The 12951-nt window shown below is 72.3% G+C and carries 12 protein-coding genes; 7 read left to right on the top strand and 5 right to left on the bottom strand.

Translation table 11 applies throughout. The features are described from left to right. Window positions 1-25: 25 nt before the first annotated feature. The 5 genes from ACPXB1_RS16775 to ACPXB1_RS16755 all read right to left on the bottom strand — a co-directional run bounded on the left by ACPXB1_RS16775 (window position 26) and on the right by ACPXB1_RS16755 (window position 4478). The gene (locus ACPXB1_RS16775) at window positions 26-1432 is read right to left on the bottom strand and encodes a flavin-containing monooxygenase (protein WP_355593111.1); all 1407 of its coding nucleotides are present in this window, start codon (window positions 1430-1432) and stop codon (window positions 26-28) included. Window positions 1433-1543: 111 nt separating this feature from the next. Further along, window positions 1544-2248, bottom strand: coding sequence for an endonuclease/exonuclease/phosphatase family protein (locus ACPXB1_RS16770; protein ID WP_355628074.1), 705 nt, complete (start codon window positions 2246-2248; stop codon window positions 1544-1546). A gap of 10 nt (window positions 2249-2258) precedes the next feature. After that, the gene (locus ACPXB1_RS16765) at window positions 2259-3206 is read right to left on the bottom strand and encodes an ROK family glucokinase (protein ID WP_355593115.1); all 948 of its coding nucleotides are present in this window, start codon (window positions 3204-3206) and stop codon (window positions 2259-2261) included. Between the two features lie 71 nt (window positions 3207-3277). Further along, window positions 3278-3991 (bottom strand): hypothetical protein, encoded by a 714-nt coding sequence (locus ACPXB1_RS16760; RefSeq protein ID WP_355593117.1) that lies wholly within the window; start codon window positions 3989-3991, stop codon window positions 3278-3280. Window positions 3992-4022: 31 nt separating this feature from the next. Further along, on the bottom strand, window positions 4023-4478 hold the full coding sequence (locus tag ACPXB1_RS16755; RefSeq protein ID WP_355593119.1) for an SRPBCC family protein: 456 nt from the start codon (window positions 4476-4478) through the stop codon (window positions 4023-4025). A 188-nt stretch (window positions 4479-4666) separates the two neighbouring features. On the opposite strand from ACPXB1_RS16755, the gene ACPXB1_RS16750 reads away from it, so the two are divergent. The 7 genes from ACPXB1_RS16750 (at window position 4667) to ACPXB1_RS16720 (ending at window position 12942) form a co-directional block, all read left to right on the top strand. Continuing rightward, a complete protein-coding gene (locus tag ACPXB1_RS16750; RefSeq protein WP_355593120.1) occupies window positions 4667-6481 on the top strand; it encodes an AMP-dependent synthetase/ligase in 1815 nt (604 codons plus the stop codon). A gap of 14 nt (window positions 6482-6495) precedes the next feature. Beyond that, complete coding sequence (locus tag ACPXB1_RS16745; RefSeq protein ID WP_355593122.1) at window positions 6496-8187, top strand: sensor histidine kinase; 1692 nt, start codon at window positions 6496-6498, stop codon at window positions 8185-8187. Between the two features lie 7 nt (window positions 8188-8194). Beyond that, window positions 8195-8863 (top strand): response regulator transcription factor, encoded by a 669-nt coding sequence (locus ACPXB1_RS16740; RefSeq protein WP_007072219.1) that lies wholly within the window; start codon window positions 8195-8197, stop codon window positions 8861-8863. A 183-nt stretch (window positions 8864-9046) separates the two neighbouring features. Beyond that, window positions 9047-9856: an SAM-dependent methyltransferase gene (locus ACPXB1_RS16735; RefSeq protein ID WP_355593124.1), complete on the top strand. Its 810-nt coding sequence runs from the start codon at window positions 9047-9049 to the stop codon at window positions 9854-9856. A 79-nt stretch (window positions 9857-9935) separates the two neighbouring features. Beyond that, window positions 9936-11594, top strand: a complete 1659-nt coding sequence (locus ACPXB1_RS16730) for a putative bifunctional diguanylate cyclase/phosphodiesterase (RefSeq protein ID WP_355593219.1) — start codon at window positions 9936-9938, stop codon at window positions 11592-11594. A 72-nt stretch (window positions 11595-11666) separates the two neighbouring features. Further along, a complete protein-coding gene (locus ACPXB1_RS16725; RefSeq protein ID WP_355593126.1) occupies window positions 11667-12251 on the top strand; it encodes a TetR/AcrR family transcriptional regulator in 585 nt (194 codons plus the stop codon). 22 nt (window positions 12252-12273) lie between these two features. After that, a complete protein-coding gene (locus ACPXB1_RS16720) occupies window positions 12274-12942 on the top strand; it encodes a lysophospholipid acyltransferase family protein (RefSeq protein ID WP_053657994.1) in 669 nt (222 codons plus the stop codon). The last annotated feature ends 9 nt before the right edge of the window (window positions 12943-12951 follow it).

Below are 12951 nucleotides of genomic sequence, written 5' to 3'. Positions count from 1 at the left end.
GGGCTCGCAAGCTCACTCCTCGCGCTCACTTGCCCTCCAGGTCGTGCAGTGCGCGCTGGACGGCGCGCAGGTAGTCGGCGTGGCCGACCTCGAACCAGTGCCGGCTGCTGTCCTTCACCTGCCCGGAGTAGCGCTCCCCGGCCCGGTCCCGCACCCGCTGCGCGAACGCCGCTGCCCGCTCCGGCCGGTCCCTGCGGGCCTGCAACAGCCGGGCGAAGAGCACCGTCTGCCAGTGCGACAGGGCGAACAACCCGGAATCCGGCTGCACCAGGCCGGCCACCGCGAGCGTCGGGTGCCCCGGGGTGAACGCGTTGAGCCACAGCGTGGGCCGACCCGTACCGGCGCTGTCACCGAACACCGACGCGTCGAGGAACTCGAAACGCGGCAGGTAACCGGTGGCGAAGATGACGAGCTCGGGGTCGATCTCGCGGCCGTCGGCCAGCTCCACCGCATACGGGTGGAACCGGGCCACGTCGGGCACCGGGCCGATCCCGCCGTGGCCCACGTAGTAGACGAGCTGGCTGTTGGCGATCGGGTGCGTCTCGTACACCCGGTGGTCGGGTTTGGGCAGGCCGAAGCGGGTCAGGTCGCCAACGGTCAGCCGCATCGTCCAGTGGTAGAGCCACTGGCGCACCCGCAGCGGCACCCGCAGTGCCAGCAGCGAGTCGTTCACCTGGTCGGCGGGGCGACCGAGAACGTACTTCGGGGCGTACCAGTAGCCGCGCCGGGTGGAGTGCCAGCAGCGCGACGCCTGCTGGGCGGCCTCGACGGCGATGTCGCAGCCGGTGTTGCCGGCACCCACCACGAGGACCCGCTTACCGCGCAACTGCGCCGGGTCCTTGTATGACGACGCGTGCATGATCTCGCCACGGAACTGCTCAAGGCCCTCGTAGCGGGGCAGCTTCGGCGACCAGTTGTGCCCGTTGGCGATCACCACTGCGGCGTAGCGGGAGGTGCGCTCCGGGCCGTACCCGCCGGTGGAGCGGGTCGTCACGTCCCAGCGGTCCCCCTCGGCGGGCTCCACACGGACCACCTCGGTGCCGAACCAGATGTGCGACCGCAGGTCGAAATGGTCGGCGTAGCGTTCGAAGTACGAGAGCAGCTGACTGTGGTGCGGGTAGTCCGGCCAGGAGTCCGGCATCGGGAAGTCGGGGAACTGGGTGAACGGCTTCGACGAGATCAGGTGGGTGCTGGCGTACACCGGGCTGCGGTCGTGGCGCCAGTTCCAGGCGCCGCCGACTCCGGTCTCCCGTTCGTAGCAGTCCACCCCGAAGCCGTGCTCGCGCAGGTTCTTGATGGCCGTCAGGCCGCTGGCCCCGGCCCCGATGACGCAGACCGTGTCGCTCCGGTCGGACAGGGGGCGGACGTCGCGGCTCTGCGCCGACGGCGTCCCCTCCGGGTCGGGCCGGCCGTTGTCGGTGGAGGTGGACACCGGGACATCTCCTTTTGTACGGCACGGGTGCCGGTCGCCGCGAAATCCTCTCCACATCGGAGCCGGATGTCCAGCCCCGACGCGGACCGATCGACGGGTGGGGCGGGCGGGTCAGCCGGAGCTGGGCAGCAGCAGGTCGACCAGGACCGGAAAATGATCGCTGGCCCGCCGTGTCTGCGGAGTGTCCACCACGTCGTAGTCGACCACCGTGACCCGCGGGTCGACGAAGAGCGCGTCGATGCGCCGACGCGGGTCGGCGCACGAGTAGGTGAGCCGGTCCGCCCGGTCGGCCGCCACCGCGGCGTCGGTGAGTCCGTCCGCCACAGTGGCCCAGGCCGGCCCGTCCGGCCCCTCGTTCAGGTCGGCCCCGACCACCACCGGGCCGCTCGCCGCGGCCAGGCCGCGCTTGAGCTCGGCGGCCTGTCCGGGACGTTCGGCCGGATCGGTGGACAGGTGCGAGCCGGCGAGGCTGAACCGGGCGCCGCCGACCCGGCATTCGGCGTACGCGGCGCCGCGCAGGTGCCGGCCCGGGGTCAGCGGGAAGCGCTGACACCTGGTGCCTGTCACCTGCACGCGCAGGCTCGTCAGCAGCAGGTTGCCCAGCGCGGGCAGCCCACCGGCGGCCACCACCAGCCCGAACGACTCGGCGAGGGCGGCGGACTTCTCCCGCCACCGGAAGCGGCGCGGCCCCTCCTGCACGATCACCACGTCCGGGCGCGCGGCCCGGACCACAGCCGCCAAAGCGGCGGTGTCGTCGCGCTGGCTGTGGATGTTGTACGACACCACCCGCAGTGGTACGCCCGAGACCTCGTCCATCCCGACCGTCTCAGATCCGCCGGGCCAGGTCGGCGGCGCCGATCACCCCTGCGCTGTTGCCCAACTCGGCGGGGAGCACCTCGGCCACCGGCAGGCGGCCCCGCTGGGCGAGCGAGTCGACGTAGGAGCGGCGGGTCGGGCCGAGCAGCAGGTCACCGGCGTCGATCACGCCACCGCCGACGACAAGGGTCTGCGGGTCGAGGATCTGCGCCATGTCGGCGAGGCTGGTGCCCAGCCACCGGCCGATCTGCGCGAACGCCTCGGCGGAGACCAGGTCGCCGCCCTGCGCGGCGGCGGTCACCATCGGGCCGGTGATCGCCTCGGCCTCGCCACCGGCCAGGTCCAGCAACGCTGCGGCACGCTGCGGCTCCTGTCGGGCGCCGGCGCGGGCGAAGCGGACCAGGGCGCTGCCGCTGGCGTACTGCTCGATGCAGCCCAGCCGCCCGCAGCCGCACTGGTGGCCGTCCGGCACGGCAAGCATGTGGCCCAGCTCCGCGGCGATGCCGTGCGCGCCGCGGACCAGGTCGCCGCCGAGCACGATGCCACCGCCGACGCCGGTGCCGATCGTGAACATGACCATTGAGTCGTCGGCGGCCCGGGCTGCGCCGTAGCGGAACTCGGCCCAGGCGGCCACGTTCGCGTCGTTCTCGACGATCACCGGCACCCCGACCGCGCTGCTGACGTACTCGCGCAGCGGCTCGTCGCGCCAGGCCAGGTTGGGAGCGAAGAGGACGGTTGAGCGGTAGGCGTCGATCCAGCCGGCCGCGCCGATGCCGACGCCCTCGATGACGCGACCGGCAGCCAGCTCGCTGACCAGTTCGATGATGACGTCGCGGGTCTTGCCGACGTCATCGGCGGGAGTGTCCCGTCGGGCCTGCACGAGGACCTTGCCGGTGTCGTCCACGACACCGCCGGCCACCTTCGTGCCACCGACGTCGACTCCGATGGTCAGCGTCACCGCTGCCGCTCCCCTCTGCTGTCCGGCCCACGCGCCGACGGCACGCCGGTCCGGGTCAGGATGTCCCGCGCTCAGGCGACGTCGCCCGGTGCGTCCGCACCGGTGTCGTCGGGCACCCGCGAAGCGGGCACCACGGGTCGGCTGGTCGGTGCCGGTGCGGCCACCGACCCGGCCTCGTCGACGGGTGCTGCGGTGGCCGGGGCGGGTGGGCCCGCCGTCCGGGTGGCGACCGACCAGACATCCCGCTCCGGCGCCGGCTGAGAATCATGCCCGCTGCGGGTGGCATCGCGCCACACGTGATCGTCATCGGTTGCGCCGGACCGGTCGGCCGGGTGGGGCTGCGGTGCCCTGTCGTCGCCGCTCGGGTCGTTCGTCTGCCCAGGTGCCGGCGGGGTCGGTGCCGACGACCCCGACGGATCGGCCGCGGGCTGGTCGGCCGGGGCGAACGCCCGGAGCAGGCTGGCCACACCGGCCGCGAGGTCGCCGGCTCCGGTGGCGAGCCGCTCGGCGAACTCCGGACTCGGATCGCGCAAAGCGGCGATGCCACGACAGACCGGGCAGACGCAGCATTCCGCCGAGCCGGTGGCGAAACCGCCGCCGCCACCGGAACCGCTGCTGCCGCCACCGGGCGCCGCACTGTGACCGAGGACACCGGACAGCATCCCGCCCAGCGGGCCGAACGCGCCGCCCGCCGCCTGACCGGAGGCCAGCCGCGCCCCCGCGAGCAGTGTGGCAACCAGTCGTTCCGCCTCTTCCCGGGCCGAACCCGGATCTGTTCCGCCCACCTTCGGCTCCCCTACAGTGCTGCCGGACACGTCACTGCGCCGTACCGGGTGCTTCTACCCGGCGCTTGAGCTGCTTCAACGCGGTGTCCATGATCATCTTTTCGGCCTTGCGCCGGAACATGCCGAGCATTCCCACGGACAGCTCGACCTCAAGCGTGTAGGTCACAGTGGTGCTGCCGTCCGGGTTTGCCGCCAGGTCGTACGAGCCGCGCTGGCTCTTCTGCATCTTCGAGGGGGCGACGAGGTGCCACTCGACGCGTGACACGTCCTCGGCGTACTCGTAGGCGAGCACGTACTCGTCGGCCATCACCCCGGCGTCGATGGTGAACCGCACCTGGCTTGCGTAACCGTCCTCGTACTCCTCGATCACCTCGGCGCGACGCACCGCCTCGGTCCACTCCGGGTACCGCGAGAAGTCACAGATGACCGCCGCCACCTGCTCCGGTGACGCGCCGATGATGATCGACTGGGTGGAGGAGTCCGCCATGCGCGAAGGCTACCCGGCGGGCGCCTTTTCCCGCGCCGCGCCGCCCCCGCCACGCGCCGAACCGGCTCCCACAAGCCTGGACAGGCATCCTGCGTGTGCCACCCTCACCACCCGCCGGGTAGGTTTCGAGCAGGCCACCGCCCTCGCGCGGCGGCCCGCCCGGCCAGTGCGAGCACGAAGGAGTGCAGGTGCGCGAGTTCTCTGTTCCGCCGATCGTCACCGTCGGCGAGGCGGCCAACCTCACCGATCCGGTGTGGGACAACGCCGAGGTCGCACCGGACACCGTCCAGTTCGCCCGTGCCACCCCGTCGGCCGACGGCACCGGCACCACCTGGGCGGAGGTCACCTGCCTCCAGTTCCGCGACGAGGTGGCGGCGGTGGCCCGAGGGCTGATCGCGGCCGGCGTCCAGCAGGGCGACCGCGTCGCGCTGATGAGCCGTACCCGCTACGAGTGGACGCTGCTGGACTACGCCATCTGGGCGGCCGGCGCGGTCACCGTGCCGATCTACGAGACGTCGAGCGCCGAGCAGGCCGCGTGGATCCTCGCCGACTCCGGCGCGGTCGCCGTCGTGGTGGAGACCCCCACGCACGCCGCCCTCGTCGACGGAATCCGCGAGCGGGTGCCCGAGCTGAACCACGTCTGGCAGATCGAGCAGGGCGCTGTCGACGAGCTGGTCAGCACCGGCGCGGCCGTCGAGCTGGCCGAGGTGGAGCAGCGCCGCAAGGCGGTCCGCGCCAGCGATCTGGCCACCATCATCTACACCAGCGGCACGACCGGCCGGCCCAAGGGCTGCATGCTGACCCACCGCAACATGTACGCCGACATCGCCAACGCGGTGCCGGTGCTGCCGAACCTGTTCAACGCCGGCGCCGCCACCCTGCTCTTCCTGCCCCTGGCACACGCCTTCGCCCGGCTCATCCAGATCGGCGTGGTGCAGGCCCGGGCCACGATGGCGCACTGCGCCGACACCAAGAACCTGATCGCCGAGTTGCAGGACTTCCGACCGACCTTCGTGCTCTCCGTACCCCGGGTGTTCGAGAAGGTCTACAACGGGGCCAAGCAGAAGGCCGAGGCCAACGGCAAGGGCGGCATCTTCGCCCGCGCCGAGAAGGTCGCCATCGCGTACAGCGAGGCGTTGGAGACGCCGCGCGGGCCGGGCCTGGCGCTGCGTGCCCAGCACGCGGTCTTCGACAGGCTGGTCTACCGCAAGCTGCGCGCGGCGCTCGGCGGCCGGTGTCGCGACGCCATCTCCGGCGGCGCCCCGCTGGGTGCCCGGCTCGGCCACTTCTTCCGCGGCATCGGCGTGCCGATCCTGGAGGGCTACGGGCTGACCGAGACCTCGCCCGCCGCCGCCGCGAACCTGCCCACCGGCACCCGGATCGGCACTGTCGGTCGGCCGCTGCCCGGCGTGACGGTGCGCATCGAGGACGACGGCGAGATCCTGATCGCCGGCGACCTGGTCTTCCAGGGCTACTGGCACAACGAGGTGGCGACCGCCGAGGCCCTCACCGCCGACGGCTGGTTCCGCACCGGCGACCTGGGCCAGCTCGACGACGACGGCTACCTCAGCATCACCGGCCGCAAGAAGGAGCTGATCGTCACCGCCGCGGGCAAGAACGTCGCCCCGGCCGTGCTGGAGGACCTGGTCCGGTCGCACCCGTTGGTCAGCCAGTGTGTCGTCGTCGGCGACCGCCAGCCGTTCATCGCGGCGCTCGTCACCATCGACGAGGAGGCCTTGCCGACGTTCCTGGAGAACGCCGGGCTGTCCGCCGACACCCCCGTCGAGCAACTGCGCGAGCACGAGGCCCTGCGGGCCGAGATCCAGTCGGCGATCGACACCGCGAACCAGTCCGTCTCCAAGGCCGAGGCGATCAAGGTCTTCCGGATCCTGCCCCAGGACTTCACCGAGTCCACCGGTGAGATGACCCCGTCGATGAAGGTCAAGCGACAGGTAGTGCACAAGACGTACGCGGCTGAGATCGCCGATATCTACCGGGGCTGACTACCATCCGTCACGTGCCCGCATCCACATCAGCCGCCCCGCACCCGCATCCCCTCACGGCGGCAGCCCGCCTGGTGATGCTGGCGCTTGTCGCGATCCTGACCCTGATCGCCACCCGCGACGTCACCCAGCTGTGGTGGATCGCGCTGCTGGCGGTCGCCGGGCTGCCCGCGCTGCTGGCCCCGCAGCACAGCCTGATCGGGCCGCTGGGCCGGGTGGCCGAGGTCGTGGTGGTGGGCCTGGCCGCGAGCGAGGTGGCAGCGGTCGCGTCGATCGGCGGCACCGTCGACGGGCTCGGCGCCTCGGCGGTGCTGCCCTACCTGGCGGTGCCGGTGATCGTCACCGCGCTGCGCCGTCGCTTCGCCGAAGGCGGCGCGCTGCTCGCGGTGGCCGGCGCCACGCTGCTGATCAGCGGCGCGGTGACCGAGGTCGGCGGTGAACGTCAGCTCGGCCAGGTCGGCTACCTCGCGGTCTGCGCGCAGTGGCTGATCCTGGCCGCGCTCGGGTTGTACGCCACCGGCGCCCTGCACCGCATCATCGCCGTACGCGCCGAGAACAAACCGCAGCCGTACGCCGAGGCGACCCGGCTGCTGACACAGCTTCGGACGGTGGCCCGGCAGCTGCCCGGCGCGACGCTGGACCCGGGCGGCATCTCCGAGCACCTGCTTGACGAGCTGCGCACTGTCGCCCCGGCGGACCGGGGCGCGGTGCTGTCGGCCAGCGGAGGCGGACGGCTCGTGGTGCTCGCCCAGGCCGGCGTGGACCGGGTGGACTGGGAGACGACCCTCGACGCGGATTCGGCCATCGCCGACGCCTGGGCCAGCCAGCAGGCGCAGACCGCTGCGCGGTCGCAGTCGCGCTCGCACCGCGGCGGTGACGTGTCCGCGCTGATCGTCCCGCTGGTGGCAGGGGTACGCACAGTGGGGCTCGTGGTGCTGGAGGCCGATGCCGCGCAGGCGTACCCGCCCGCTGTGGTGTCCCGGGTGACCGCGCTGACCCAGCCGGCCGCGCTGCGGCTGGAGGCGGCGCTGCTGTTCGACGACGTTCGCTCGCTGGCCACGAACGAGGAGCGCCAGCGCCTGGCCCGGGAGATCCACGACGGCGTGGCGCAGGAGTTGGTGATGGTCGGCTACGGCATCGACAACGCCCTCGCCACAGTCTTCGACGACGCGGACGAGACCGCCGAGGCGCTGCGTACGTTGCGTGCCGAGGTGACGCGGGTGATCACCGAGCTGCGGTTGAGCCTGTTCGAACTGCGCAGCGAGGTGGACCGCCAGGGTGGCCTGGCTGCGGCGATCGCCGAGTACGCTCGTACGGTGGGTGCCTCCGGCGGGCTGCGGGTGCACCTGTCGCTTGACGAGTCCACCGCGCGACTGCCCGCCGCTACCGAAGCCGAACTGCTGCGCATCGCGCAGGAGGCGGTGACCAACGCGCGCAAGCACGCCGGGGCGTCGAACCTCTGGGTGACGTGTGAGGTTGATCCCCCCTACGCGCAGATTGAAGTGTCGGATGACGGTCAGGGGATGGCTGACCAGCGCCCCGACGGGCGGTACGGTCTTGCAATCATGGCCGAGAGAGCGGAACGTATCCGGGGCCGGTTGGAGATCAGGCCTCGGCAACCCAGCGGCACGACCGTGGCGGTAGTTCTCGGCACCTCGGCCCGGCGCGATAACGTGCGCGGTAGCGCAGCATCAGAAGGGGAGTAACCCGAGGATGACCACAAGTCCGACACCGGCCACCCGCACCAAGGTCCTCCTTGTCGACGATCATGACCTCATTCGTAAGGGACTGCGGCACGCCTTCGAGCGTGACCGCCAGTTCGAGGTCGTCGGTGAGGCCGCCACGGCGGCAGAGGGCGTACGCCAGGCCGGCGCTCTGCAGCCGGACGTTGTGATCATGGATCTGCGGCTGCCCGACGGCAGCGGCCTGGAGGCCACGCGGGCGCTGCGCAAGTCCAGCGCGTCGATGGGCATCGTGGTGCTGACCATGTACGCGGGCGACGACCAGCTCTTCGGCGCCCTGGAGGCCGGCGCGAGCGCGTTCGTGCCGAAGACCGCACCGGCCGACGAGGTGGTGGCCGCCGCCCGGCACGCCGCGTCCTCCCCCAGCGCGTTCACCGCCGCCGACCTGGCCGAGGCGATGAAGCGTCGGCTCGCCCCGTCCGGCCCGCAGCTCTCTCCCCGCGAGGGTCAGGTGCTGCGACTGCTTGCCGACGGCATGAGCGTGGCGGGCATCGCCAAGCAGCTGTTCGTCAGCGAGTCGACGGCCAAGACGCACATCTCCAAGCTCTACGAGAAGCTCGGGGCCGCCAACCGGGCACAGGCGCTGATGACAGCGCTGCGGCTGGGCCTGCTCGAGGCACCGGACGCCCCGAAGTTCTGATCCGCGTCCGCTCGTCGAGCGGGACGCCCCACCCGAAGTCCGCGCCCGCACTCCGCCGGCGCGGACTTCGCGTATCGACCGCTGTCGGGGGCAACCTGGCGTCAGGCTATGGTCTGGCGGTGCCTGCGGGGGCACAATACCCGCGCGGGTGATGCCCGCATCGCGGACTCTAGGGGTGAGCGCATGCAGCGGCCGGACTGGGCACCCGACACCATCGACATCGAGCGCCCGAGCGTCGCGCGGATGTACGACTACTACCTGGGCGGCTCGCACAACTTCGCCGCCGACCGGGCCGCGGCCCAGGCCATGGTGGCCGCCGTCCCGGAAGCGCCGTTGATGGCCCAGGCCAACCGGGCGTTCCTGCGTCGGGCGGTGAGCTACCTCGCCGAGGCCGGTGTCCGGCAGTTCCTGGACATCGGCTCGGGCATCCCCACTGTCGGCAACGTCCACGAGATCGCCCAGCGGATCGACCCGCTGTCGCGGGTGGTCTATGTGGACGTCGACCCGGTCGCGGTGGCGCACAGCCGGGAGATCCTGGCCGGCAACGACCTCGCCGTGGTGGTGCAGGAGGACCTGCGGCACCCGGAGCGGATCCTGGATCACCCGGACGTTCGCAGGCTCCTCGACCTGAGCCAGCCGGTGGCCGTGATGGTCGTGGCCGTGCTGCACTTCATCCCCGACACCGACCGGCCGGCGGAACTGCTGCGCACCCTGCGAGACGCACTGGCCCCCGGCAGCTACCTGGTGCTGTCGCAGGCCAGCGACGACGGGCGCAGCGACGACGAGCGGGCCGAGGCGGAGCGGGTCTACCAGCGCACCGACAATCCCCTCTCGGTCCGCAGCCGCGCCGAGCTGACCGCGCTCTTCGACGGGTTCGAGCTGGTCGACCCGGGCGTGGTCTGGGTGCCGCAGTGGCGGCCGGACACCCCGGAGAGCGCGGAGGACGCCGAGCGTGCGGTCTTCATGGGCGGCGTCGGGCGACTCGGTGACTGAGCTGCCCGGCGCGGACGGCCACCCGGGCACCTTCGCCCGCGCCTGGGCAAAGGCGGTCTCCGGCACGAGCTATCTGCCGATGACCCAGGCCCAACTGGAGGCCCTGCTGCACCGGCTCACCGGTCAGTTGGCCGGCGCGTTGCTCGCCGAGCCGTTCGACCTGCGGGCCGGGCACCGCGTCGGCGCCGAACTGGTCGCCGCGCACATCGCCTCCGCCGAAGGGCTGGGCCGTACCGTCGAGGTGATCCAGCTGCGCCTGGTGCGTGACCTGGGTCTGGTGGCCGAGGACGTCGAGGACCGGATGGCGCGGCTGCTGGCGGCCGTGGCGACCGGCTACGCGCGGGCGCTGCGGGACCGGACGCTCGACGAGCAGGAGTCGATCCGCCGGGCCGCGATGATGGCCCGCACGCAGGCCGAGCGGGCACTACGGGCCAGCGAGGCGCGGTTCCGCCACCAGGCCACCCACGATCCGCTCACCGGCCTGCCGAACCGGACGCTGTTCACCGAGCGGCTCACCGCCGCGCTCAACGAGCCGGGCCGGGGCGCGCAGCGCGTCGGGGTGTGCTTCCTCGACCTGGACCGTTTCAAGGTCGTCAACGACACCCTGGGGCACCAGGTCGGCGACCGGCTGCTGACCCTGGTGGCGGAGCAGTTGCGCCAGACCCTCGGTGAGCACCTTGTGGCGCGGCTGGGTGGGGACGAGTTCGTCATCCTTGTGGAGGGCAGCGGGGGCACCGACGACATGGTCAAGGTGGCCGAGGCCGCCCTGGCGGCGGTCCGGGCGCCCAGGTCGGTCGACGGGCACGAGCTTCAGGTGTCGGCGAGCATCGGCATCGTCGAGCGCCAGGTCGCCGGCGCCAACCCCAGTGACCTGATGCGGGCCGCCGACAGCACGCTGCACTGGGCGAAGTCGGCAGGTGGCGCGCGCTGGACGCTCTACGACGCCGAGCGCAACCGCCGCGAGCTGGCCCGGTACGCCCTCTCGGCGGCCATCCCGGCAGCCCTCGAACGGGGCGAGTTCTATCTCGACTACCAGCCGCTGACGTCGCTGCGCGACGGTCGACTGCTCGGCGTCGAGGCGCTGGTCCGCTGGCGTCACCCGGAGCTGGGCGTGCTGCGACCGGACAGCTTCATCAGCCTGGCCGAGGAGACCGGTCTGATCGTGCCGCTGGGCGGCTGGGTGCTGGCCGAGGCGTGCCGGGAGGCAAAGGCCTGGTCGGCCGGTGGTGCGCAGGCGCCGTTCGTGAGCGTCAACCTGGCGGTCCGGCAGGTCCACCGGCCGGGCCTGGTGCAGGAGGTACGCGCGCTGCTGCGGCAGACCGGTCTGCCGCCGGAACGACTCCAGTTGGAGATCACCGAGAGCACGATGATGAGCACCGCCGAGGAGCCCGTACGCGCCCTGCGGGTGCTGGCCGATCTCGGGGTGCGGATCGCCATCGACGACTTCGGCACCGGTTACAGCAACCTGGCGTACCTGCGGGACCTGCCGGTCACCGAGTTGAAGGTCGCCGGTGAGTTCGTGGCCGGCCTGCGGTCGCCGGCTGTGGGGCGTACCGACGAGCGGATTCTGGCGTCGCTGGTGTCACTGGCGCACGCGCTGGATCTGACGGTCACCGCCGAGGGGGTGGAGACCGCCGGGCAGGCCGAGCGGTTGCGGGCGATCGGTTGTGACGCCGCGCAGGGCTGGCATTTCGGCCCGCCCGCCCCCGCCGATCGGATTCTCGCCCGGATCCGCTGACCGGCCCCCGGTGTGTGACATCTCCTACCCGTCTTCGTAGACACTGTCTACAAGCCCTGGTAGACACAGTTCATGAGCGTGGAAGACGCCACCCTTCGCGCCCGGCTCGTGGCAGTGGGGGTCGACCTGGTGCTGCGTGAGGGCCAGTCGGCGGTGTCGTTGCGGGAGATCGCCCGCCGGGCCGGGGTGTCCCACGGCGCCCCCCGCCGCTACTTCCCCACCCACGTCGACCTGCTCTCCGCCATCGCCCGGGAGGGCTTCGCCGACCTCACCGCCCGGATCGATCAGACGATGCGCGACGCCGGCCCCGACCCGCGTACCCGCCTTGCGGCGCTGGGCCGGACGTACCTGAACTTCGCGGCCGAGCACCGCGGCATGTTCGAGCTGATGTTCCGGCACGACCTGCTGGCCAGCGGCCGCCTGCGGCTGCGCGAGACGAGCCTGCCCCTGTTCGACGACCTGGCCGACCTGGTGGCCCAGGTACGCCGACCGACGGACGCCCCCGTGCCCGTCCTGGCCGGCGCCCTCTGGGCCAACCTGCACGGCATCGCGCAGCTCTGGGCGTGGGGCAGCCTGCCGCTGGCCACCGGCGCCACCGACGACGACGCCCTGCTGCACGCCACCCTCGACGCCCACCTCGGGCCCGCCGCCAGATGACCACCAACCACCCGGAGAACCCGTGCCCCTGCTGTACGACCTCACCAAGCTGACCGTCGGCGCCGCGCTGCGGCTGGGCTGGCAGCCCCAGGTCCACGGGCGGGAGCACCTGCCCCGACACAGCGGGGCGATCCTCGCCGGCAACCACCTGTCCGTCGCCGACGAACTGTTCCTGGTCACCGCGGCCCCCCGGCACGTCACCTTCTGGGCCAAGTCGGAGTACTTCACCGGGCGTGGTCCGAGCGGCTGGCTCAACCGGCGGATCGTCGACGGCATGGGCGCCATCCCGGTCGAGCGCGGCGGCGGCCGGGCCGCCCTCAGCGCCCTCGACGCCGCAGTGCCGGTGCTGCGTGCCGGCGGCCTCGTCGCCATCTACCCGGAGGGCACCCGCTCCCCCGACGGACGGCTCTACCGGGGTCGGACCGGCATGACCCGACTGGCCCGCGACGCCGAGGTGCCGATCATCCCGGTCGGAGTGCTCGGCACCGCCGAGGTGCTGCCCGTCGACGCGCGGCTACCCCGCCGGCACCCGATCACCCTGCGGTTCGGCCCGCCGATCCAGGTCGCCGGCCGCATCCACGGCCCCCGTGACATCCGGACCGTCACCGACGAGGTGATGGCCGCGATCCAACAGCTCACCGGCCAGGAGTACGTCCCCCACCACGCCCCACCCCGGCCGGCCCGCACCTGAGCGGCGGCG

Source organism: Micromonospora sp. DT68, from assembly GCF_049847245.1.
Classification (GTDB): domain Bacteria; phylum Actinomycetota; class Actinomycetes; order Mycobacteriales; family Micromonosporaceae; genus Micromonospora; species Micromonospora profundi.
This window is presented reverse-complemented; position numbering and strand designations above follow the sequence as displayed.

What these genes read in the sequence shown, in the direction of transcription:
- ACPXB1_RS16755 (WP_355593119.1), bottom strand. Translation starts at nt 4,478, where the DNA reads ATGGCGGACTCCTCCACCCAGTCGATCATCATCGGCGCGTCACCGGAG.
- ACPXB1_RS16740 (WP_007072219.1), top strand. Translation starts at nt 8,195, where the DNA reads ATGACCACAAGTCCGACACCGGCCACCCGCACCAAGGTCCTCCTTGTC.
- ACPXB1_RS16735 (WP_355593124.1), top strand. Translation starts at nt 9,047, where the DNA reads ATGCAGCGGCCGGACTGGGCACCCGACACCATCGACATCGAGCGCCCG.
- ACPXB1_RS16725 (WP_355593126.1), top strand. Translation starts at nt 11,667, where the DNA reads ATGAGCGTGGAAGACGCCACCCTTCGCGCCCGGCTCGTGGCAGTGGGG.
- ACPXB1_RS16770 (WP_355628074.1), bottom strand. Translation starts at nt 2,248, where the DNA reads ATGGACGAGGTCTCGGGCGTACCACTGCGGGTGGTGTCGTACAACATC.
- ACPXB1_RS16730 (WP_355593219.1), top strand. Translation starts at nt 9,936, where the DNA reads ATGACCCAGGCCCAACTGGAGGCCCTGCTGCACCGGCTCACCGGTCAG.